The organism is Bradyrhizobium sp. LM2.9 (assembly GCF_054056555.1).
In genome coordinates, this window is record NZ_JBSRYJ010000002.1 from 2,058,663 (window position 1) to 2,080,540 (window position 21,878).

Below are 21,878 nucleotides of genomic sequence, written 5' to 3' on the forward strand. Positions count from 1 at the left end.
GTGTACTCATAAACGTCGGCTTCCGGTTATAAAGCGGAAGCTGCCGGTTCGGTCGATCATCGGCAGCTTATGACCCAAGGCGGACATCCGAATTTGCCCCGATTTGGCAGCCAGCCTTGGATATACCGCGCCAGGCGTTGGTGCTTGGCGCGGTACTTATTAGTTCTCTTTTTTCACCGCCGGAGGCTTCCACGAACCGTTGATGATCGAGGGCGATGTGTCCTTGGGCCAATACATCCGTATCATCGGCAGAAAGTCGCCTTTCGGAGCGGGCAGCCAATTGGCTTCCTTGTCCTTGCCGGGCGACTCGTTCTGGAAGTAGAGCGTCAACGAGCCGTCGGCGTTAGGCTTCGGATTGTCGCGCGGGCTGACCGTGAATTTGTTGAGCGCATTGGGAACAAACCACCAGCCCCCATCGATCATGTACATGGTGATCGACCAGAATCCATTGACCGGCGGCGTCGCATCCTTGGCGAAAGTCAATGTATACTTGTTTGCTCCCGTCAGTTTTTGGCCCGCAGAATCGACTTCGGTATAGGGGTAGATCGCGTCATGCTCGTTGTTTGCGGGCCAGCCGAAGGCGGCTACAGTAGCGCGCTTGAGGTAGTCCGCAGGACCGTAGGTACCAAGCCCCTTCGAGACCACCCAACCACTAACGACCTCGCCCATGCTATTCTTGTTGGCCTCGACTTTCTTCAGAGCGATTTGAGGAATGTCTTTCAATGCAGTCTGTACAGCCGGATCGAGCTTGCTCAACTCAAACGGCTTTCCGGGTACCACACCGATTTTCGCCATACTTGCGACCATCGGCGCGTCGCCCGCTGCAGGCGGGGCGTCTCCACTCATCAGCTTAGCCATCAGATTGAAGTAACCCTCCGTTCCCATCGCGAGAATGACGGCCTGCGGCTTGTCGGTCATGCTGAACCCCGGATTCGGGTTCACAGGGGACGCTACGGGGGTGTAAGGCTTGCCCCAAGCGGACAGCGGCGTGATCTTGTACTGTGCCTGTAGAGCATTGACGGCCTTGTAATCCTCCTCCGTCCCATCGGCGTAGGTGCGGCCGAGGACGACCATGTATCGCGTCGCGACCGGGAAGTGCTTCATGCCTGACGGCACCTCGCCCTTCCAGCCGGGGCCAGTAAATAGGTAGTTTGCAGCCTTTCCGTCAGCGGTGCGCTTGCTCGGGGACGACTCGGAGTCCGACATCCATAGGTCGGTAATCTCGAAAAGGTAAAAGCGGCTGCCCATGTCTGGATGGCTGAAGACTTGCGGTTCGCTCAGATCGAGCCAAGCGACCGAATACAGCGTGTCCGCATTCGGCGCGGAAATGCCGCGATAATCGGCAGGCGGATAGCGTGGAATGTTGACGAATTGCCCTGTCGGGCTGTTGAATCCCTCAACCTTCGGCACGTTACTCATCTGAACGCGCGTGACCTCCGTGGTGATGAGCGAATAGCCATAGACGTAAGCGTCTTCGGCGATCTGTTGTGCTTCCATCGGCGAGAGCGCTTGAGCCGTTACAGGCAGGGTCGTCGTGAAGTAGGCGGCGGCGGCAAGCGCCGCATAAACGAATGATCTTCGGGCCGATTTCATTAATGGAATCCTTTGCTCAATCGTTGAGGATTCAGCTTACTCGCTTGGTGAGCGAATAAATAGGTCGCTGCAATCTATGAAAGGTTCAATAGAATCAGCCCTATGTCGGCTGGTGGCCCATTACGGACTCTCGACGTTGAGCCCGATATGTCTGGAAAGCGCGCTAGAGCGGACGAGTGGCGGAAACGTCATCCGCAATCTGCGTTGAGCCACTTGGAGAAATCGCGTCGCTCACCACCGCCGCTAACCAATCGTCAATTCGAACGCAATGCCATCGATCCAAGATAGCTAGGGAAGCGCCTCGTATTGAGCGATCACCGCCTTTGACCCAAACGCCCGTAGTGCTTCCAGAGGCGCCGCCAGGACGAAAGCCTCGATCGCTTCGATGCCTTTGCGGGTGATATACCGGCGCCGCAATTTCTTCTCCCAGATCGAATGAGTGTTGTCGTCCAGCACACCCAGATGACGCAGAATTTGAGATACTTGGCCCGGCGAAAAGGGAATTTCGATCCCGTAGATTTTTTGGACAATTGGCTTCAGATGCTTGGCCACTTCCATCGGAAGATTTTTGTCCTCATCCTCTAAAGGGCGGTGGATAACCTGATTGAGGTCGACGTTGCCCAGAACGACATAGGCCGGCGCGCCGTCCTCCTCAACGAACCGGCCCCGGTCAATGAACGACAGTCCCCTAGCGGTTTCCTTCGACAAATAGAGGTGCGACGAGCCTTCCTTCATGTCGACAATGCCGACGTTTTGAATGCCGATCTTCTCGACGACCTTCAGGTTCTCCATCATCGCCTTGATGCGGTTTCGCTCACGGTCAGCTAGCATCGTGGAAAGCTCGGTGTACCCAATCGGTCGGATTTGACCTCCGTAGCGATAATAAATTGTGCCCTCGCGGATCGACTCAGTGATGATCGGCTTGCCGTCCTTATCGGCTGATTTCTTGGACCTGTTGATCTTGGCGATGATCGGCCTATGGGGCGAGGCATTGGTGCCGATTGCCAGAAGGATCTTTCCTTTTATTTCGTAGGTACGCGTGGAAAAAACGATCTCGGGGGCAAAATCTTCCCGTAGGCGATCAGCCCACCGGGCTTCGTCGATCACCTCCTTGATGCCAACGATTTCTCGTGGCCGATCTCGAACGCCAAATATGATGATACCGCCGTCGGCGTTAGCAAAAGCCGCAAGCGCCTTCGTGTAGTCAGACATGTCTTTCTGGGCGAAGTCGACCTTGAATTCGCGGTGCTTACCCTCGCGCCCGGACACGGAAAGCGTGTCAACGTCAAACGTTAGAACATCCGCCAAATTTTCCGGCAGCTTGAGCAAGCAAATTCCCCCGCGCCGAGATACTCGACGCGCTCAAAAGTTGCAAGCATGTTTCACTACACGATACTTGTCCAAAAGCGTCGCCAATTGGTGAGAGCCATTTGGTTAGTGAAACGGCCACCCCCTAGAAATAAAAGACTTTTTAGCCTTGACTGGCGGAAGGGGTGTCCGCCGAACCATCGTTTACATCAGTTCATATCAGTCCGCAAATGCGCCTCACACCCTTTATTTCGCAGGCGTTTCGATCGCATTCGTCTTTCCCGTACTGTAACCGTCCGCTACAATCCGACGAATGTGCTAGGGCACATGTTGGGGCAGAGGGAGCAGACGATGGCGCGGAAGATCAACAGGCTGAACGCTAGATCAGCCGCAACCATCAAGAAATTTGGGCGGCATGCCGATGGCGGCGGCTTGTACCTATCGATCTCACCGAACGGCGGCCGGCGGTGGGTGTTTCTGTATCGCTGGCACGGCAAGCCGACTGAGATCGGATTTGGATCGGCACCGCGCGCGAGCACACCTGACGTTTCCGCACGGGCGGGCGTGACGCTGGCGCATGCGCGGGAGCTTGCCACGGAGGCGCGCGCCCAGCTGGCGAAAGGTATCAATCCGAAGGACGCTCGGAGCGTTACCGAAGGCTCCACATTCGGAGAGTGCGCCAAGGACTACATCGAGGCCAACCGGGCCGGCTGGAAGAACGACAAGCATCTCGACCAGTGGCGAATGACGTTGTTGGGCATCGGACCCAAGGGAGAGCCGGCGAAATACGATTACTGCAAATCGATCCGCAGTCTTTCCGTTGACGCGGTCACCGACCTTCACGTCATGAAGATTCTGCAGCCGATCTGGAACACCAAGACGGAGACCGCAAACCGAATTCGGGGACGGATTGAAAAAGTGCTCGACCGGGCCAAGGCTTTGAAGCTGCGCTCTGGGGAGAACCCCGCTCGGTGGGTCGGGCATCTCGACCAGCTCTTGCCGAAAAAGTCGCAAGTGGCGCCAGTCAAGAACTACCCGGCACTTCCTTATCAGCAGATATCCGAATTCATGACCGGTCTGCGCCAGCGCGAAGGCATCGCCGCACGCGCGCTCGAATTTACGATCCTGACTGCTGCCCGAACGAGCGAGACGATCTGCGCAACGCGAAACGAGATCGAGCCGAACGAGAATCTATGGACAGTCCCGAAGGAACGCATGAAGGGCAAAAAGGGAGCGCGCAAACGGGATCATGTCGTCCCCCTCACCCGTCGAGCTCTCGCCATTTTGGACAGCCCGCCCAATGATGCCGACTTCCTGTTCCCGGGCGGCAATCCGGGCGAGCCGCTGAGCAATGCCGCGATGGCGGCAGTCATCGATCGCATGAACGAAGATCGCGTCAAGGAAGGTCTGCCCAAATGGGTTGATCCGCAGCAAGGCAATCGTGAAGTCGTCCCGCACGGCTTCCGCTCGACGTTCAAAGACTGGTGCAGCGAGGTGACGGTGTATCCGAACGACATGTCCGAAATGGCGCTGTCTCACACGCTGCCCGACAAGGTAGAGGCCGCTTACCGTCGTGGCGACATGCGAGAGAAGCGCCGGAAGATGATGGAGGCGTGGGCGACGTTTTGCTCAGCGCCGAAGGCCGGCAGGATCGTGCAGTTCAGCGGCAAGCAAATGACCCGCTGAACCAAACCATTAGCTCTAAGCTCTCAATTGTCCGCGATTGCGCGGTGAGCGGCGTTTCGAGTTCTGCCGTCCCACTGGAGCAGTCAGATGTCCGGCGACAAGGACGGATAGCCGCGTCCGTTCTGTTGCCACCAATTGCAATTTCTCGAGGGCCAGACCCGCGAGTGTTATGAGCGGTCCTCTTTGATCGGCTGGTACTTCTTCCGACGAACCCAACATGCGGATCGCTTGCACAATGTCAGTAGCATCGCGAAGCGGTTCTTCCAGATCGAAAAGCGCGGTGGTGACTTCCTCAGACATGGCGTGTCCTTTCCTCCTGAAAACGGGAGTCGTGTTGGACGTTGCAATTTGGGGTTTTGCGCGATTCGCGTTAGAAGGGCGGACTGGCCGGTGTTGGAAGCACCAGCCAGCCCTAACTTCAACCATGAGGATACCATGGCCAAAGCTGACGCGGACGTTACGTCCGAACACCGACTATTTCCACCCCGTACATCGGGAGAGCCAGGTTTTGTGCTCTTCGTCTGTCTGGCTTCGCTACGCGAGGATCTTCGCGCCCGACAGCAGCAACAGAAGACCTTGCCGCGATACGTCGAACGCAATCCCCGCGATGGGCATTTGTCGTTTCGCGTAGATCGAGGTGCCGGCACTCCTTTGCCGAACGATCCGACGACGCGGGAATTCCGCGCCGCGTACAACGCCGCGCTCGTCCATGCCATTGCGGCGGAGGACGACAGCGACGACTGGACCGAGTTACAGCGTCACCATGACGTTCATCGAGCCAGAAAGCAGGGAGAGTTGTTGCGTGAGTGAAGCAATCACCGTCGACCGGCTTGAGCGCGGGCTTGCACTGTGTGCGTACCTGGTCGAGCGGGACGGCACTGTAGCGGTCCCGCTGTTCGAGCGGCTTGAGCGCGAGCTGGCCGTGATGCGCCAAACCCAAGACACCGTAGCGCGCGCGAAGCGGCTGGTCGAAGCCTACACCGGCCGGCATCCCCGCCTCTCGCTCGCGCCGCCGATCGATCAGATTGAGGATGGGCCTGGCACCGGTGTTCACAGCACCGCGCCCCAATCTGCATCGGACCCACAGTAAGTAAAAAAGTGAATGAGGCCCCGGAGATGATCCGGGGCCTCCATCGTTTCAGACCTTTCGTGTTCGGCGGACCGCGGTCATCTTGCTGATGAACGGAGCTCGCTTTGGCCCGGGAACGTCGCCAGTCCCCTTGCAGGGCGCGCAGATTGGTAGTGGGTCGATAGGCTCGCCAGGCTTTGTATCAAATGGGGGCATATCCAGACCCGCTGCACTGTGGGCACTTCATTTTTCTCTCCTGAATCGCACCTGGTGTTGGGCGCCCGGAGAGTCTGCTCCGATGAATTCTCGTCGCAACGCACTGCGACCCTCCGGACAGTCTTGAAGCGTTTTGCTGCCTTTTTGCAGGGCTTGCGCATTCCGGCAGTCCTCCGTCATCCAGTCCCTTGAGCGGGCCAATGCGCATCAGCGCCTCTGATCCTCGAATGCGCGCGCCGTGGGTCGCTTCAATCCGCCTTACCTCCTGTAAAGGAGTTGCGGTCGATCATCACTTGGCTGAGGGGGACCTTTTTGTCGGTGGAGCGGATATAGCCCACTTGGTTGTTTCTGGTCACCTGCAAAGCGAAGCCGGTTTGGTGGACCTTTTGCTCGTCTCCAAACGTGAAATGGTAATTCACGCATCCGACGATCCAAATGTTTAGAGAGGTCGTGTCGCGAGAGATTTTAACGGCACGCTGGAACGCATCGTTAGTGGCAACCGCCCCGCTGATCTGATCTTGCGTCGCACTAAAGCGTGTTTTGCGATTTGACGATATCGTCTGGAAAGACACTATAGCCAACACCTAGATCGTCATCTTTCAATTTCACCTGATTACGCGAACAAGCCTTCCGTTGAGCGTCCGGAACATCGAATGCGCCACCCCCAACGTAGAGGTCATCTTCAATCGTTGCGCCAACCGCCGGGGTCCTACCCGAATTCTTAAGGCTATATTCGACAGGCAAGAAAAGGCCGCTATCGTCGCTGATTTCTGCATCGGCGATGGGTGTTGCACTGATTGCGAGCCATGGGCGCTGATTAACCTCAAGAGTCTCACGCAAGGTGATATCTGTTTTCCACAATATCGCCCCGCTAACCCCGGTCCCGACGAAGAGAAGTGCGGTCCAAATAACAAGCCATTTCGTGAGGCGAACGATCGGGTCGCGCTGTCCTAGCCACCACCATGGTTGAGGACTGTTCTGTTGGGCGCGGCGGTCTCGTTTTTCCTTCTGGGCTTCGTAACGCTCCCGATTCCCCAACCCTCTTCCCCTTCGCGCAACCGACTCAGCTAATGATCTGACGTTAATCTCCTCCACCACTACCTGTTCGAGTTCCAGCGCAGCAACACGCGCGAGGAAGAATTTCGCGGAAAACACCCGCTTGGCGGAACCTTCGTCCGCCGCGCCGGAATCCCAGGTAGCTGAAATCAATCAATAATCCTATCGGGTGGGCGCGGGTGCCCTAACGGCGGCCCCAACACACGGGCTTCCGATTGGCGATCGTGGGTGGAGAAACTCACGGTTGGCAGATCGAGCGGGGTTAGGGGCCGCCCGTGGCCCGCTCGTCGCCGCGACACGGTGAATCACATCGGCGCGCTAGCGCGGATCATTGGCTCGCGCAAGGCGTTAATTCCGTGTTAACCTGCAACCCTGTGTCGTAGAAGCGGCGAAGTAAGCTCGATTCGCTCTCACGGAGCTCGATGATGAACAAAAGTGAGATCTTGCTAGCGGGCCTCGCTGCAGGCGGTGAGAACGCGCCACCTATACGCCTGTCCAAGTTCAGAAGCTTTTCTTTCTCTTGGATCGCGAGGCATCCGCAGCCTTAGGCGGTCCGCATTTCAAGTTTGTGCCCTACGACTATGGTCCATTTGATCAGGCTGTGTATGCCGGCTTGGACGATCTTGCCCGACGCGATTTGGCCCTCGTCCAGAGCACCGGTCGTTATCGGGTCTATGGGTTGACCCAAGCTGGACAAGTCGAGGGCTGCCGTGTCCTAGAATCGTTGGCGCCAGGCGCCAGAGACTATCTGGCGAACGTGGCTCGCTGGGTTCGGCAGTTGTCGTTCCAACAGCTCGTGGCGTCGATCTACAACAAGTATCCCGATATGAAGGCGAATAGCGTCTTTCGCGGATGACCGTTATAGTTGCATTCCACTGTTCTGATGGCGTTGTAATCGCTGCTGATAGTATGATCACCCCGAGCATGGGCGGTCTCAGCGTTGGTCATCATCACGGCCGCAAGATAAGCGTGCTCGCCGGCCCTCAGCTATTTGCCTTCGCAGGCGACCAGGGCCAGAGTGCTCGCTTTAAGATTATCGCAGATAGCTCCCACGCGCAGATTCCAGCGCAGTCCCATGCTATCAATCATCCGTTGTGGTTGAGCGCGACAGTAATTCAGCAATTCCAATCCACCGGCATCGGTGGTGCAATAAATGTCAATACCGTGCTTGCCTACTCTCACGGGGGCGAATCTCAATGCTGCATTTTTGAAGGACTGCTTCAGCCTCGCCTGCTCGACGAGCATCATTATTATGCTGCACTCGGATCCGGCAAGCTGTCGGCCGATCCGTTCCTTCGGTTTCTAGCAGATACTTTCTGTCAAAATGGCCGGCCAACGCTGCGAGAGGCGATCTTCCTAGCGGCCTGGACGGTTCAGCACGTGATCAACACCAACCCAGGCGGGGTGGCTGGTCCGATTAGAATTGCGACTCTTGAGGTCGATGAGGACGGGAACATCGAGGCAAGAGAGCTGCCCGATGACGAAATATCCGAACACCAGCAAGCCGTAGAGAGTGCGGGCGACGCTTTGCGCGCGTGGCGCGACGGAATCCAGTCCGGTGACGCAGCGGATGACGCGCCTGAGCCGCCATCACCTCCTTAGACGCCCAACCCTCCAACATGTCGCGAAACATGTGCTTCGGTTTCTCGCGCTGATCGCCGTCTCTGACGTCGCTGGGTAGCGCCTGCGCGTGCGCCGTGGTGCTGGCGTCAGTCATGCGGGGATCCCCCGGCCCGGCTCGACCGGAGGCACGCCGTCATTGGACAGCAACCATGCATCATAAGCGGCAAGCGCTACATCGGCCTGCGCCTGCGTCTTCGGGAGGCCGCCCACGACTAGCAGCCGTTCTTTCAGCTCTCGCGCAGCCGCGGCCGCGCGATCGGCAAATGCTTCGACTTCTTCTCCCGGATCGGGAAACCATTCGCGTGATCCCGCAGTGGCCCACAAAGGGATGCCGGGCGGCAAGCAACCGTACACGACCACAACACGAAGCGGTTGGGATGATCCACTCCGGTGTTCCGATGAGTTCAAGCGCTTCTCCAGTGCTTCGAGACGGCGGGTTAGTTCGTTGCTCATTTGAAGCGCTCCTCCAATGTGTGCAGCCGGGTTTCAACATCTTGCGTTTCGATCGCGCGGCGCGCCGTCTCGATAACGGCGGCGATCTCGACAGCCTCAGCCGGCGATATCTTGCCGGCCGACATAGCCGCGGTGACGGCAGCCAGGGCAGCAACAACATCGGCCGCGGTTTTGACCGGCGGCAGTGGGAACGGCGCGGCCCGGCCTTTGCGCGGCGGTTCGATCCTGTCGACGATCATCTTTTGCGACGGCCGGTCCCCGCGTTTGGCTTGTCGGATAATCTTGGAGACGATAGCCACGCGATCGTCATCGCTCATATGCTCGAGCATTAGGGTCTTGCGATGTCGAGTCCCCGGCTTCAGGCCGGCCGGGTTGCCGCTCTTGCCCTTCACGAACGGCTTGCCCCGGACCTTCTTCGTCGCTGCTTCTGGCGCTGCTTTTTGAGCTGCCTTCGGCGCTGCTTCTGAAGGTGCTGCTGACGCGTCTGCTGCCTCCGCGGCTTTCTGCCACTCCGGTTTGGTCACCACACGCCACCATCTCAGGAATCAAAAGGCCGCCGGCGAGAGCGTCGCCGACGGCCAGGTGCAGTCGAGCGTTCCGTTACTGCCCGGTCCCCGTGCGCACGCCGATGAAGCCGACATGCCGAACCGGACGCGAAAGCTGCTTGAAAATTGTTCCGGTGCCGACCCAACTTTTCACGAGGTGACCGCCCGGCATTTGCCGCGTTATCTCTCGATGTTGAAATTCAGGGAGACCGACCGGATTCAAGCCGGCCTGCATCGCATCGGCGCGGATTTCCGCCAGGACGTTCTCGAAAGCCTTACCGTCCGCCGCGATGATCCCGAGTTCGACTCCCTTCCATTTGGAAGAAAACTTCTGCATGCCGCGATGCTGGCGGATTTTATAGGCGACGATGTCCTCGCCGGCCATCGGCGGCTCAGCCCTTTCATTGTGCGTCCGCATCACCGCGTCCGCCTTTGCCTGCACATCTGCGAACGCGTTCAGATCGGCCTGCGGGCGCGCCACCTTCTTCCGCAGGTCAGCCACCTCCCGGCACAAAACGGAAAACTCGGTGGCGCCGACGCTGTCGGCTGCGACACGTTCGGCCATTGTCCCGTCGACGCCGCGATCGCGCTCGCCGGCAGTGTCGGATTTCTTGCTCGCCTTGACGTCTTCAGCGAGTGCATCACATTTCGCGTCTACTGCACTGATGCTCTTGGTGATGTCGGCGCGAAGTGCTTCGAGCGCGTCCATAAAGGCTTTCAACTGTTCGGGATCCATGTTCGGTAATCTCCTGAGAGGTTTGTGGCTGTGGTACGCGGTCCCTGTGTCGGCAACCATAATAGCTCGTGCGCGAATTGCCTATAACAATAGGGGTTCTTGTTACCCTGCGGGTAACAACGCACGCGTGTTTAAATTTGATTTCGCCGCGCGTGTGTTGCATGGTGCGCGTGCTGTGATCTCCTCCTAGATGTGGCAGCGTCCTGTGACCCGGCCGCCGCGATTGTCCTTCGCTGGCGGCCGGGTTTGTTCTGAGGCTGGCACGGATGTACTGTCAGCCAACATCGCGGCCTCCGGCGTTGTGCAATTCGTCGGGGGCCGTTTTCAAAACCGAGCACGCGCGATGTCGATGAAGCAGCAGAGCAGCGACGAGCGCGAAGCCCGGCTTGCCGACAGGCGCCGGCTCGAAGCGGTAGCGCGGCATCAGGAACGGTTGGCGATGCAGGCCCGCCGCAATGGGGACGTTGACGCGCTGGCGCGACACTCGGCCGCCGCGATGGCCGTGAGGCTTCGGCAGCGTTGAAAGCCGGCCCGTGCGCATTCGCTGGGGCGGCACCGCGGCCCGATTGCGCGTCCCCACAGACTGATTGTAGTCATTGAACTTTGTCGGCTAATTTTTTCGCGGCGATGAGCGCGTCGGACGCAAGCATCCCTACGCTTTTGGAATCTATGTCTCTGTCAGTGAGGCCGAGATTGTAGAGCGCAGTTCGATCGGCTCCGCCAAACTTGATGTTGCAGATGGCAGGCAGCATCCGAGTTGGTGTCACGATGTGCCCGAACAAGTCGACGAACAGCTTGAAGTCGTGATCGGACATTCCGTAGGGCGGCGCGTTGCAACGCCCGTCATCTGCAAAGGCTTGGCAGCAAGAGATCAAGAGAGCAAAAAGAAGCGTGAAATATCTAGCCATGCATTCCCCCGGTATTCGTGCAGCCCTACCATACCGCCCGGCGCCGTGCGCGGAGTCAATCTGGTAAAGGATGGCTTGGCGGATCCCCTCTCCGCCACATGGGAAACCGAAGCAACTGAAGTTGCGCGTAATTCCATCAAAGTGAGTGAGCCTGCCCCAACGCCTGCCCTAACATCGAACGTGTCGACGTTGTCTGCGGCAGATCCTGATATCGCTCATGCGCCGCCGCGTCGGCCAAGGGGGCGGGTAAATGGCCTCTGCACGCCCGCAGGGACGCCCGCTGAGTGGCCTTCCGTCTCCGGGACAGCGACGTCGCGCGCCGGCCCCGGAGCGCATCAGGCGCCAGACGGCAGCGCGGCCCGGGGCCGTCCAGTCGAAACTGCCTCGGGCTGGTCGAGCGTCGCGCAGTCCCGCGCGTCGTCCCGATCCCATGAACAGCGGCACGCGTGGCACCGGTAGCCGCCGTCCGGCGTCGGGCGGGCTTGGCAGGTCATGCCCGCACTAGCGGCAAGCGCTGCACCACGGCGCCGTGTGGCGGACCGTCGTCGCCCCGGTCCTGCAATCTTCATGGCGACGCTCACGGCGTACTCCCCTGCACATTTGTCGCGACCGCGTTGAACTCGGTCACCCAGCTATAGGCATCGTGCTGCCGAAAGTTTCCATAGTGGTGGATCGACGTGATGATGAATGTGCCCTGCTGCGCGGCGGTCTGATTGATCAGCGCGCTTTGCGCCCGCTGCGTGTTGGTGATCAGCGTCTTGGGCATTGTCACCTGATCGGAGAGAGTGATGTCCGCACGCATCGCGCACTTGAAGGCGATCGTCAGCGGCGCGATCCATGTCGGCTGCCCGATCAGATCATTGAACGCGATCTGCTTCGCCGTTGTGTTGGGCTTATCGGTGACGTTGATCGTGTTGCCGTCCATGGCGATCTGCGCACCGTGGTAGTCCGGCCTATTGATGATCGACTTGCTGGCCGCGAACAGATAATCGGCGAGCGCCTTTACACCGGTGTAGATGCCGGGCGAATCTTCCGGCGCGACAAGGTTGCCGTTGAGGTTCACCTTGACGGTCATACCCGGATAGGCCGTTTGCAACGTTGACTTGATCGCGTCCGAAGCGTTCTGCCCCTTCCTCCAATTGAGAGACAGGTTCTTTGGCGGGACGGCCGCCGCGCTCCCTGCCGGCGGCACACCGGGCGAGATTATGAGGTCGAGCGACATGTCAGTGCCCTGCCAGTTGCCGAACGCCTGACTGATGTAGCCTTGCACAAGCAGGCCGGACTGCTTCGGGTTGGCTAGCGGTAAGCCCTTCTGGAATCCGCCGTAGACCTTGATGGCCTTGAAGGCGAGGTCGTGCGCTTGGCTGATCATGGAAAGCGGGATGCCCCACACTTTCACGAAGGCGCCGGCATTGCCCGGTGAGTGGAACGGCGCAACCGGAATGTCCAACTCCACCTGCAGCGCACCCCGAATGTTCTGACCGTTGGCGTAGCTGGTGAAGACGGTCTTGCCGCCGTCTATTTCGATCCGGTAATAGCGCATGGTTTAGTGTTCTCTCTTTTTGGCGGATTCCTGCACCGGTGCTGCTGGCTTCGTCATTGCATCGTCTCCCTCACGGCAACCATGCAGCCCTTTGCAATGAGCCGAGAGAGCGCGCCGTAGAAGCGTTCTTCCGACCAGCTTCCGGCGGGCATGTCGCGGCGCATCTCGTCTCGCAACCCGAATACGCTCTCGCCGTGATCGAAGTGGCACAGCTCCAAGAGCACGAAGGCATCAGGATCTCGCAAGCGCAGCTCTTCGGCGAAGAGCGCGGCGTCGGGGGCGATCTTCATTCGCATCGTCAAACTCCCTGCATATGGTGATGGCCGGTCGCGGGCGCGCGCTGCTCCGGCAGCGAGACCGCGTCGTCGTGCGCCAGATAGCTTTCGAACCTCGCCAGGAAGCCGGCGAGCGATGACCGTTGATGCCGTGGGGTACGGCACAGAACACGCTTGGCCACCATCACCACGTCCGTAGCGTGGTACGGCGCGCGAAGCAGCCGCTTCCAATAAACCCTCACTGCTCGATCAGATCTATCGCTCATCGGCTTGAAGTCTGCGCCCCATTCGTCGAGACCGCCGCACCACTCGGTATTGAAGGGCAGCTCCCGCAGCTCCTGCATCGCCCGCTCGGCTGCTTCGTCGCTTTGCAGGTAAGGCGCCTTCGGCTGATGATCTTCATAATCCCACTTCAGCGCGCGGGTCGCGTCGGTTTCTTCAGCCGACGTGACCCCCGAGCGAAGCGAGGGAATTGTGTTCGTAGGTGTTAGACCGGAGGTGTTCTTACGTAGGTGTATGTTGATCGCGGGCGATGGATCGTGATCCATCACCGGCGATGGATCGTGATCCATCACCGGCGATTGAACGGAGGTGACGGGGGTAGCGGCGCGCGCTGCGCGGCGGGCTTCGCGCAGTTCCTTCCGCTTCCGTCGTTTGTCGAGGATGAACTCCAAGCCTTCCGGCAACTGATCGAAGAGCGGCGTGTAGACGTTAGCGTTCCCCGTGCGCTTCCACGTCAGCCAGCCGCACGCCTTCAGGCTTTTGCGGTGCCGCTGAACCTCAGCGCTCGAAATGCCGGTGACGTCGACCAGTGTCTCATCGGATAGCCACGCGACTAGCGTTTCGGAATTGACGTGCTGCATGATCGCATAGGCGATCTTGAACGCCGCGGGCTTCAGCCTGCGATCATTGGCGACACAATCCAGCCAGTTAAGCTTGTGGGCGGTGAACGCCTTCTGTAGTTCGGCCATTGCTTGCTCCTCTCAAATTGAGGGCGTGGCGGCTCTTGAAATCCAAACGGCGCGATGCCATATCTGACTCCTTCGTACAAGGCCGCACGCCCTGTTGTTACTGAAAAGCCCGTCGGTTCACAGCCGGCGGGTTTTTCGTGTGCGGCTCCCGGCGCCGCGGTTGATGGGTCTGGTGTGGGGGGTCACGGATTGATGGCTCGCGAGCGCCAGGGGGAAGGATCAAAGGCGCATTTGCATGCCTCCGATCTCCGGTAGTCGGCAGATAATATTGGCCCAACGATTCAGCAAGCCGGCCGAAATCATCCTAGCAAGTGCCATTCTGTACACGTCGCCGCTTGTTACCCTCACTTGATGATGCCGCGCCAATAGCGCTCCTCCGCGCCCGCTCGCTCCTCGTCGACGCTGGCGCGCTCGATGGCCATCCGCTCGCGTCCCGCAGCGTCCTGGATAGACTCTGGCTTCGCCGGGATCCGCATTACGGCCGGCGCGGTAAAAGCGATGGGCGCCGCGCGCGCGACCGGCGCACGGACAACCGGTTCCGCCTTTGCGGCTGCGCGGACATTAACACGCGGAGGCAACGCCGCGAGCACAGCAGCAGCAGCGGCCTCGACGGGCCCGATGGCCTCGCCCATGATCAGCCAGCGCAGCATATCCGCGCTGCGCAAGGTGGTATGAGTGCACCAAGCATCGTCGACCAGTTGCTCCACCCGCCACGTGCGGCGACTCCACGTGATGCCGTCGAAGAGCAGCATTACCCGCCAACGATCGTTTAGCTGCGCCACCAATTCAGGTTCGCTCATGTGCACGCCCTCGAGCGACGGAGCGGGTCTCCGCCACAAAGCCCCCAAAATCGAGCGAAAAGTCCCATGTCTGCCGAGCCTGCCCCAATACGTGCCCCAACATCGAGTGCCCGCTTCCTCTCAATTCAATGATGGAATCCGGAACGCGTCGATGTTGTCTGCGTCAGATCTTCGATATCCTGATAAGTTGGTGCGGCCATTATTTGCCCAATTTTCCTTGGCTGACGGATGGATATTGCCGGGCCCCGCGGCGATCGTGGCTTCCCGTGTTCGAAGATCAACGCGCTCCGGCAGCGCATCCAGGATTTTTGCAGCGGACCCGTCTCGATGCGCCCGGCATGAACTCGCGCGAGAGCGCGGAGCGCTCCCGAAGTGCGGACAGCGGCGCGGTCGTGCCAGGCATCGTCGACCAGGTGCTGAAGAAGCCACGCCCGGCGACGCCACGTGTCGGAGTTGGAAACGAGAACGATGCGCCAATGCTCATAAAGCTGCGCGATCAGATTGCTACTGGTCACGACTTCAAGGGCGCTTGGTCGAAGGAATGGTGGCCTTCTCCGTTGGAAGGCTTTCCAGCCACTGCTGAAGGTCGTCGCGCAGTATCAGGTTTTTTGCGCCGTTCTTGCGCGCGCGCAGGGCACCTGACTGGATTGCTTCATAAAGCTTCGTGCGCCCGACACCTGCAACCTTACAGGCCGCCGGCACGGAGAACGCCATTTGCGCTGCGGGCAGCGGCGCCAAGGGCTGAGGTTCTTGTTGGTGCATCTTGCCTCCCCGCCCCGGACAACCCGGAGGCGTGACGGCAAAGTACTTTCTGGACGGATACAGCCAATCATAAGTTTGGCGCGCACAATAGCTGGTAACAAGCTCACAATCGCGTGGGCGGTAACAAGCCGTAGCCCGCAGCGCCCCTCACCGACGGTTACAAGCACTCCCTCAGGGTTCGTCCCGCCCCAGGTACGAGTCCTAGGATTCGTTCACTGCAACCAGATTTTCCTTGAGGAAGCTCACAATGCGCTGGGCTTCTTCGTAGGAGATTCCGGGGCGAAGATCGAAGCCGACGGTTTTCTCGAACAGCGAGAGATTGTCCCCGTCGAAGCACTCCATGATGACCCAAGGCTGGCCTGCTGGCAAATTCGCCAACTCGGAAATGTGGTTTCGCCCGCTTCGTTGTAGCCATCAATGCCGCCCCTTTGCTTTGCGTGCTTACAGCTGGTGGTCGTCCTTAATCGCCGCGACCGCCGCGTCGAACGAAGGAAGTGGCACCATGCGACCAGACATTCCTCCGCTGGCGTATTTCACGTGTGCGGTCCATTTCCCTGCGCTTAGCTTGAAGATGATTTCGTCGCCGTCGTTCAGCTTCGTCACGTGCTTCTCAGCCATTCGGTCTGCCCTCTCTGTTCAATTGCGAAAATCGCTAGTAGATGTACGTCCGATAGAGCAGGACCACGCAGCCGGCACTGAGCGCGCGGAAGATTGGCTGATCGCGGACTGCCCGCTGTGAGCGGTTCACGTCACAAAGCCTCCGGCCCATGGCCTGATCTCCACGGCGTCGGCATCGAGCTCTTCATTAGCCGATATGGATCGGCCCAAATCAGCCCCGTCTTTCTTTGTCAAAAGATAAGCGAACGCAGTTTGGTGGACTTCTTTGTCTTGAAGAATCTCGTAGCTGACGCAACCGATTACAACAATGTTTATCCCTCGGTTCGGCCCTTGATTGTAGACATCATTATCATCGGCGCTGGGATACCATTGCCGGTAATAGTGTGAATTCGGCGCGAGAGGCAGCCCAAACACTTTCTCGGATTTCCTACTGTCGGCGGAGAGGGCCGGAACCGCCTCGCTGGTCTTGAGGACGTCAGTAACGACCGTCATGTTTGTGTGCGCTCGCAGTGCCGGAGTTCGACCGACGTTAATTACCTTCAACCGAACGTCTACTTCGATATGGCCATCCCGGATTGAAACCCCGTCTTTGCCGATCTCCAATTCCGTTATGATCCAGGCCCGCTGATCGCCAATGAGGGCTTCACGGGTGATCGCGACCTGTTTTTCGCCGGTGAGGTACAGGCCGATCGTTGCAGCTCCAAGGCCGATTGTTGCGAATGCTAACAAGCCGGTGAAGCCCATGAGCCACAGGGTATATTCGGCGAGCGCCTCGTCCGTTCTTTCTTTTTCCGTCGCGGCATGAGTGACTTTGTCCTTATAATGCCAAACGCCCCATACTGCCGCTGCACCCGATGCGATCCCAACAAAACTAGCCACAAAGGCCACCAAGAAAAGGCGCTTCATTCAAGCTCCGCTGCTAGCTCGCTGATTTGGTAAATCCGCCGATGATTCCGCCGATGAGTCCGCCTAGCTTCACCAACTGAGGCGCCGAGGCATTTTTGTCCTTGGTTTCCATTATTACGTCCGCCGCGGATGCACCGTTCAAAGCGTCAATTCTCTTTCCCAGAAGATTCATGCCGTGGCCGGTAATTACTACATCGAGGAATACTTCACCGCCCCGCCCATCGCCGGTGACCGTCTCAAAGCGGATTATGCTCTCGTCTTTCAACCAAATCATGATGTCGCCGAACAAACCTTCGAAGTCGGCGGGCTCTGGGTAGCCGGCTTCTCGGATGTCAGCTCTGAATTGATCGACACTCAACTCTGATCGAGCGATTCCCGCCTTGAGCAATTCGCGCAAGATCGCTGCGACGATCGCGCTTTGGCCCTCGAGGTTGTTAGGCCAGGAGCGCGGCCCATCTTCGGAGCGTCCCACGTTTCCTCCATGAGGTGAGTTTTAGCGCGCGTCCGGCAGCGAGAGCACGGGTCGCAGGTCGTCGGCGTCAAGCGTAGCCTTCGCCGGGCTTGTCGTCATTGGGTGCCTTCCATCCGTTCATCTCGTCGTGGAGCAGGAAATCAAGGTCTTCGGTGTTGAGCGCCCGAACAACGGCCGGCGTCCAGCGATACGTCTGCACAAGATAAAACCAAACGGCCTCGATGCCCGATCGATTGTACTTGTGCTTCTGGGCGAGGTGATCGCCGAAACAGTCGATCAGATGCTGGATCTCCGCTTGTGACCTTCGGAGGCCCCGGTTTATTTTCCGTCGATCGCTGTCGATTGTCATTTGCCTTCCACCGTCTCGTGATTCGCGGAGGAAGAGGATGCCATTGTCGAAGCGTCGCGGGGTTAACGGGCGGCGTTATTCACAGAGATCCCGTATGAACGCGACGGCCTCAGCGTGACGTGTCAGCCAAGAGTGTTGGCCCAACGAATGAGGCCACGAGGAGCGGGCCTGTCTTGTCACTGGAGAGGCAGTAAAATCCGAAGGCTGAATCCTGGCCGGCGGCTTTTACATCGAGCTCGACCACGCCGCCGAACGTTGCTCCGGCTTGCCGCTGCTTTTCCTCAAGTGGAGCATTCTTCATGCGACTAGCGACGATTGCTAAGCCAGCAATGGTCGGAAGCTTTACGGCAGCCGCCATTATACACGACCGCTCCTGCAACGTTTTAGCGTTTGCTGAACTCGCGATCAGGGCGATTGTGCATGCCAGTAGCAGCTCAGCAGCCACCCTAGATTCGCGCATTGATCCAATCCCAAATCTCCTTGGACAGCCAGCCTTGGTGCTGCCCGCTCACGAGCTTGGTGACCATCAGCCTGTCATTGGTATCCATGTGTTTTCGGATGTCATCATCTAGCGCGTCGGCCGACGCAGCCGATTGAATGAACCATACCGAGTCTAGACCTTGATCTTTGACATGGGGGTAGCGCGACAGGTGATCAATCAGATTCTGTCGAGCTTGGCTGTAGTTCGACTTCTGTTTATTCAAATCCCAAGTCACCAAGTAAACGCCCATCCGCAATCTCCTGATTCGCGTTATGCGATCAGGATGCCAACGCACCCGCCTTAGGCGAATGCGTTATGGAAGGTTATCCTTGTTACCCACAGCGGGCGTTATGATCCGGCCAAAACCAGCCCGTCCGCCACGTTCCTGCTAGGGCTGCTGCTAGGGCACACCCAAATGCATCGGCGAATTATGACAGCAAAATCAGCTTGTTAGTGTAATTTACTGGCGGAAGGGGTGGGATTCGAACCCACGGTACCCTTGCGGGCACGCCGGTTTTCAAGACCGGTGCCTTAAACCACTCGGCCACCCTTCCAAGTCCGGAATTGCTGTCGCTTAACGCAGTCGACGGTCCAAGGCAACGCGAAGTTGGCGCCCGACCCGAAACCCCCTCGCCCGCACACGATCTGTCAGGCGAGCGTCAGCCTGTTCCCTTAGCCTGTACGCCTCAGCCATCCGGACACTGGCGACATCTCCCAGGGCGTCGCCGGTTGCGAGGCCCGGTCTGGATTCATCTCCGTTTCCGGGCCTCGTTTGCTGCTCTCAAAAGCAAAACGGCGTCCCGTTGGGAGCGCCGCATGGAGTTCTTCGTTGCTGCGTTGGCTTCAGTAGCCGCAGGACGCGCAGCCCATCTGCACCGGGGCGTAATAGGAATAGCCCGGCTGGACCATCTCGACGCGCTGGCGCGTGGCGTATTGCGGCGGGATGCGCTCGTACTGGACGCTCGGCGGCGCCACCATCACGGTCTGCGGCACCATCACGGTGCGGTACTGCGCCGGCGCGCGGTGCGCCACCGTGGCACCGGGCGAAACCATCACGGTCTCGTCGACGGTGCGGTATTGCGGCTGCACGTATTGCTGCTGGTAGCAGGTCGTGCACGGCGGCGGTGTGTAGCAATTGTAGCAGCCGGCGGAAGCTGCGCCCGTCATGGAAATCGCGGCGACGACCGTCGAGAAAACGACAGCAAGAGTACGAGACATTATTGTGGTGCCCCAGTTGCCCGAAATGGATGTGCGAAGGTCGATGGCAGTATACGCCGCAAAACCTTGCTTTGACGAAGTTCGTCGGGGCATCCTTAATACAAACGGCCGGCTTTCGCCGGCCGTTCAGAACTTGTTGACCATGCGCGATGGGCGACGCTTGCAATCACGCCCGCGCAAGAGGCTCCTACTTCGAGCGACGCTTCACCTCGCGCACCGCGCCACGCGCGGCGCTGGTGGTGAGTGCAGCGTAGGCCTGAAGCGCGGTCGAGACGTTGCGCTTGCGGCCCGTCGCCTGCCAGGCGGCATCGCCCTTCGCCTCTTCCGCGGCGCGGCGCTTGGCTAGCTCCTCGTCGGAGACCTCGAGGCTGATGCTGCGGTTCGGGATGTCGATGGCGATGCGGTCGCCGGTCCGCACCAGACCGATGTTGCCGCCTTCGGCGGCTTCCGGTGACAGATGCCCGATCGACAAGCCCGACGAGCCGCCCGAGAAGCGTCCGTCGGTGACGAGCGCGCAGGCTTTGCCGAGACCCATCGATTTCAGGTAGCTGGTCGGATACAGCATCTCCTGCATGCCGGGACCGCCGCGCGGGCCTTCGTAGATGATGACGACGATCTCGCCGGCAACGACCTTGCCGCCCAAAATGGCCTCGACGGACGCGTCCTGGCTCTCGAACACGCGCGCGGGCCCGGAGAATTTCAGGATCGAGGCGTCGACGCCCGCGGTCTTCACGATGCAGCCGTCCTGCGCGAGATTGCCGTAGAGCACGGCGAGGCCGCCGTCCTTGCTGAAGGCGTGCTCGAGGTTGCGCACGGCACCCTTCTCGCGGTCGGCATCGAGCTCGTCGTAACGGCGCTCCTGGCTGAAGGCGACCTGGGTCGGGATGCCGCCGGGCGAGGCGCGGAAGAAGGTGCGGACAGCCTCGCTCTTCGAGCGCTTGATGTCCCAGCGCTCCAGCGCGTCTTTCATGGTCGGCGCGTGCACGGTCGAGACCGACGTGTCGATCAGGCCGGCGCGGTCGAGCTCGCCCAGGATGGCCATGATGCCGCCGGCGCGATGCACGTCCTCGACATGCACGTCGGCGACCGACGGCGCGACCTTGCAGAGCACGGGCACGCGGCGCGACAGCCGATCGATGTCCTGCATGGTGAACTCGACCTGCCCTTCATGGGCGGCGGCGAGCAGATGCAGCACGGTGTTGGTCGAGCCGCCCATGGCGATATCGAGCGTCATCGCGTTCTCGAACGCCTTGAAGTTGGCGACGTTGCGCGGCAGCACCGAGGCGTCGTCCTGCTCATAGTGGCGACGCACGATATCGACGATGGTGTGGCCAGCCTCGACGAACAGGCGCTTGCGGTCGGCGTGGGTTGCGACCACCGTGCCGTTGCCGGGCAGCGCAAGACCAAGTGCTTCAGTGAGGCAGTTCATCGAATTGGCCGTGAACATGCCCGAGCACGAGCCGCAGGTCGGGCACGCCGAGCGCTCGATCACCTTGACGTCCTCGTCGCTGACCTTGGAGTCGGCGGCCGCGACCATGGCGTCGATCAGGTCGACGGCCTTGGTCTTGCCCTGCAGCGTGACCTTGCCGGCCTCCATCGGTCCGCCCGAGACGAACACGGCGGGAATGTTGAGCCGCAGCGCCGCCATCAGCATGCCGGGCGTGATCTTGTCGCAATTCGAGATGCAGACCATGCCGTCGGCACAATGGGCGTTGACCATGTACTCGACGCTGTCGGCGATCAGCTCGCGCGACGGTAGGCTGTAGAGCATGCCGTCATGGCCCATGGCGATGCCGTCGTCGACCGCAATGGTGTTGAACTCCTTGGCGACGCCGCCGGCCTGCTCGATCTCGCGAGCGACGAGCTGGCCGAGGTCCTTGAGGTGGACGTGCCCGGGCACGAACTGGGTGAAGGAGTTGACGACCGCGATGATCGGCTTGCCGAAATCGCCATCCTTCATGCCCGTCGCGCGCCAGAGGCCGCGAGCGCCCGCCATGTTGCGGCCGTGGGTGGTGGTACGGGAGCGATAGGCTGGCATGGCGGTTTCCGTCCTCGGTTTGGCTGGCCGGGCGAGAAAAATGGAAGCCGCCTCAGGCCTTTCCCGGCCGGATAGCGCACGGAATGGGCCGGCGCAACGGTAACTTGGGCCTGACAGGGCCGGATCGGCCTTTCGCAGGCCTCCCCTGCTCCCGGCGCGGTCTATTCTTGCCCGCCGCAAGGCTGCACGGCGATGAAGCGCGAGTGTTCACGGCAGAACACGTTCGTCTCCGTAGTGATCCGGAATGGAGTC

The 21,878-nt window shown here is 59.7% G+C and carries 27 protein-coding genes, 1 tRNA gene and 1 pseudogene; 4 read left to right on the forward strand and 25 right to left on the reverse strand.

Features of this window, described 5'->3' with window-relative positions:
- Positions 1–159 precede the first annotated feature (159 nt).
- Positions 160–1,593 carry a DUF1254 domain-containing protein gene (locus tag ACVWW3_RS11275; RefSeq protein WP_456650022.1) on the reverse strand — a complete coding sequence of 478 codons (1,434 nt, stop codon included), beginning with the start codon at positions 1,591–1,593 and terminating at the stop codon, positions 160–162.
- A 288-nt stretch (positions 1,594–1,881) separates the two neighbouring features.
- Complete coding sequence (locus ACVWW3_RS11280) at positions 1,882–2,922, reverse strand: ATP-binding protein (protein WP_456650021.1); 1,041 nt, start codon at positions 2,920–2,922, stop codon at positions 1,882–1,884.
- Between the two features lie 48 nt (positions 2,923–2,970).
- Between ACVWW3_RS11280 and ACVWW3_RS11285 the strand changes: the two genes are divergently transcribed.
- On the forward strand, positions 2,971–4,587 hold the full coding sequence (locus ACVWW3_RS11285; protein ID WP_456671963.1) for a tyrosine-type recombinase/integrase: 1,617 nt from the start codon (positions 2,971–2,973) through the stop codon (positions 4,585–4,587).
- Between the two features lie 15 nt (positions 4,588–4,602).
- Here the strand turns inward: ACVWW3_RS11285 and ACVWW3_RS11290 are convergent, their stop codons facing one another.
- Positions 4,603–4,887: a hypothetical protein gene (locus ACVWW3_RS11290; RefSeq protein WP_456650019.1), complete on the reverse strand. Its 285-nt coding sequence runs from the start codon at positions 4,885–4,887 to the stop codon at positions 4,603–4,605.
- Positions 4,888–5,022: 135 nt separating this feature from the next.
- Here ACVWW3_RS11290 and ACVWW3_RS11295 point away from each other — a divergent pair, with 135 nt between their 5' ends.
- Both ACVWW3_RS11295 and ACVWW3_RS11300 read left to right on the forward strand, forming a co-directional pair.
- Positions 5,023–5,397: a hypothetical protein gene (locus ACVWW3_RS11295; RefSeq protein ID WP_456650018.1), complete on the forward strand. Its 375-nt coding sequence runs from the start codon at positions 5,023–5,025 to the stop codon at positions 5,395–5,397.
- Entirely contained in the window at positions 5,390–5,677 is a 288-nt protein-coding gene (locus ACVWW3_RS11300; RefSeq protein ID WP_456650017.1) for a hypothetical protein, read from the forward strand. Before ACVWW3_RS11295 ends, ACVWW3_RS11300 begins: the two co-directional genes overlap by 8 nt.
- 443 nt (positions 5,678–6,120) lie before the next feature.
- On the opposite strand, the gene ACVWW3_RS11305 is transcribed toward ACVWW3_RS11300, so the two are convergent.
- On the reverse strand, positions 6,121–6,444 hold the full coding sequence (locus ACVWW3_RS11305) for a hypothetical protein (RefSeq protein ID WP_456671964.1): 324 nt from the start codon (positions 6,442–6,444) through the stop codon (positions 6,121–6,123).
- Positions 6,401–7,081, reverse strand: a complete 681-nt coding sequence (locus tag ACVWW3_RS11310; protein WP_456671965.1) for a hypothetical protein — start codon at positions 7,079–7,081, stop codon at positions 6,401–6,403. The genes ACVWW3_RS11305 and ACVWW3_RS11310 overlap by 44 nt, the downstream gene beginning before the upstream one ends.
- A 771-nt stretch (positions 7,082–7,852) precedes the next feature.
- Between ACVWW3_RS11310 and ACVWW3_RS11315 the strand changes: the two genes are divergently transcribed.
- Positions 7,853–8,530 (forward strand): hypothetical protein, encoded by a 678-nt coding sequence (locus tag ACVWW3_RS11315; RefSeq protein ID WP_456650014.1) that lies wholly within the window; start codon positions 7,853–7,855, stop codon positions 8,528–8,530.
- Between the two features lie 111 nt (positions 8,531–8,641).
- On the opposite strand, the gene ACVWW3_RS11320 is transcribed toward ACVWW3_RS11315, so the two are convergent.
- The 20 genes and pseudogenes from ACVWW3_RS11320 to ilvD form a co-directional block, all read right to left on the reverse strand.
- Positions 8,642–9,004 (reverse strand): hypothetical protein, encoded by a 363-nt coding sequence (locus ACVWW3_RS11320; protein ID WP_456650013.1) that lies wholly within the window; start codon positions 9,002–9,004, stop codon positions 8,642–8,644.
- A complete protein-coding gene (locus ACVWW3_RS11325; protein WP_456650012.1) occupies positions 9,001–9,528 on the reverse strand; it encodes a DUF5681 domain-containing protein in 528 nt (175 codons plus the stop codon). Before ACVWW3_RS11325 ends, ACVWW3_RS11320 begins: the two co-directional genes overlap by 4 nt.
- 76 nt (positions 9,529–9,604) lie before the next feature.
- Positions 9,605–10,285: a hypothetical protein gene (locus ACVWW3_RS11330; protein WP_456650011.1), complete on the reverse strand. Its 681-nt coding sequence runs from the start codon at positions 10,283–10,285 to the stop codon at positions 9,605–9,607.
- Positions 10,286–10,559: 274 nt separating this feature from the next.
- Positions 10,560–10,769 (reverse strand): hypothetical protein, encoded by a 210-nt coding sequence (locus ACVWW3_RS11335; protein WP_456650010.1) that lies wholly within the window; start codon positions 10,767–10,769, stop codon positions 10,560–10,562.
- A 109-nt stretch (positions 10,770–10,878) separates the two neighbouring features.
- Positions 10,879–11,193, reverse strand: coding sequence for a hypothetical protein (locus ACVWW3_RS11340; protein ID WP_456650009.1), 315 nt, complete (start codon positions 11,191–11,193; stop codon positions 10,879–10,881).
- A 577-nt stretch (positions 11,194–11,770) separates the two neighbouring features.
- Positions 11,771–12,736, reverse strand: coding sequence for a hypothetical protein (locus ACVWW3_RS11345; protein ID WP_456650008.1), 966 nt, complete (start codon positions 12,734–12,736; stop codon positions 11,771–11,773).
- A gap of 53 nt (positions 12,737–12,789) precedes the next feature.
- Positions 12,790–13,032 carry a hypothetical protein gene (locus tag ACVWW3_RS11350; RefSeq protein WP_247369988.1) on the reverse strand — a complete coding sequence of 81 codons (243 nt, stop codon included), beginning with the start codon at positions 13,030–13,032 and terminating at the stop codon, positions 12,790–12,792.
- Positions 13,033–13,760: 728 nt separating this feature from the next.
- Positions 13,761–13,982: pseudogene (locus tag ACVWW3_RS11355) on the reverse strand (hypothetical protein); the annotation flags it as partial.
- A gap of 344 nt (positions 13,983–14,326) precedes the next feature.
- Positions 14,327–14,782 carry a hypothetical protein gene (locus ACVWW3_RS11360; protein ID WP_456650007.1) on the reverse strand — a complete coding sequence of 152 codons (456 nt, stop codon included), beginning with the start codon at positions 14,780–14,782 and terminating at the stop codon, positions 14,327–14,329.
- Positions 14,783–15,301: 519 nt separating this feature from the next.
- Positions 15,302–15,544: a helix-turn-helix domain-containing protein gene (locus tag ACVWW3_RS11365; protein WP_456650006.1), complete on the reverse strand. Its 243-nt coding sequence runs from the start codon at positions 15,542–15,544 to the stop codon at positions 15,302–15,304.
- Positions 15,545–15,745: 201 nt separating this feature from the next.
- Complete coding sequence (locus ACVWW3_RS11370) at positions 15,746–15,886, reverse strand: hypothetical protein (RefSeq protein ID WP_456671966.1); 141 nt, start codon at positions 15,884–15,886, stop codon at positions 15,746–15,748.
- A gap of 99 nt (positions 15,887–15,985) precedes the next feature.
- On the reverse strand, positions 15,986–16,162 hold the full coding sequence (locus tag ACVWW3_RS11375; protein WP_456650004.1) for a hypothetical protein: 177 nt from the start codon (positions 16,160–16,162) through the stop codon (positions 15,986–15,988).
- A 126-nt stretch (positions 16,163–16,288) separates the two neighbouring features.
- The gene (locus tag ACVWW3_RS11380) at positions 16,289–17,068 is read right to left on the reverse strand and encodes a hypothetical protein (RefSeq protein ID WP_456650003.1); all 780 of its coding nucleotides are present in this window, start codon (positions 17,066–17,068) and stop codon (positions 16,289–16,291) included.
- A 13-nt stretch (positions 17,069–17,081) separates the two neighbouring features.
- A complete protein-coding gene (locus ACVWW3_RS11385) occupies positions 17,082–17,540 on the reverse strand; it encodes a hypothetical protein (protein ID WP_456650002.1) in 459 nt (152 codons plus the stop codon).
- Positions 17,541–17,607: 67 nt separating this feature from the next.
- Positions 17,608–17,889 (reverse strand): hypothetical protein, encoded by a 282-nt coding sequence (locus tag ACVWW3_RS11390; RefSeq protein WP_456650001.1) that lies wholly within the window; start codon positions 17,887–17,889, stop codon positions 17,608–17,610.
- A 109-nt stretch (positions 17,890–17,998) separates the two neighbouring features.
- Positions 17,999–18,247 carry a hypothetical protein gene (locus tag ACVWW3_RS11395; RefSeq protein WP_456650000.1) on the reverse strand — a complete coding sequence of 83 codons (249 nt, stop codon included), beginning with the start codon at positions 18,245–18,247 and terminating at the stop codon, positions 17,999–18,001.
- 88 nt (positions 18,248–18,335) lie between these two features.
- Positions 18,336–18,620, reverse strand: a complete 285-nt coding sequence (locus ACVWW3_RS11400; RefSeq protein ID WP_456649999.1) for a hypothetical protein — start codon at positions 18,618–18,620, stop codon at positions 18,336–18,338.
- A 214-nt stretch (positions 18,621–18,834) separates the two neighbouring features.
- Positions 18,835–18,924: transfer RNA gene (locus ACVWW3_RS11405), tRNA-Ser, on the reverse strand.
- A gap of 289 nt (positions 18,925–19,213) precedes the next feature.
- Complete coding sequence (locus ACVWW3_RS11410) at positions 19,214–19,537, reverse strand: hypothetical protein (RefSeq protein WP_456652024.1); 324 nt, start codon at positions 19,535–19,537, stop codon at positions 19,214–19,216.
- Positions 19,538–19,775: 238 nt separating this feature from the next.
- Complete coding sequence (ilvD, locus tag ACVWW3_RS11415; RefSeq protein ID WP_456649998.1) at positions 19,776–21,626, reverse strand: dihydroxy-acid dehydratase; 1,851 nt, start codon at positions 21,624–21,626, stop codon at positions 19,776–19,778.
- Between the last annotated feature and the right edge of the window lie 252 nt (positions 21,627–21,878).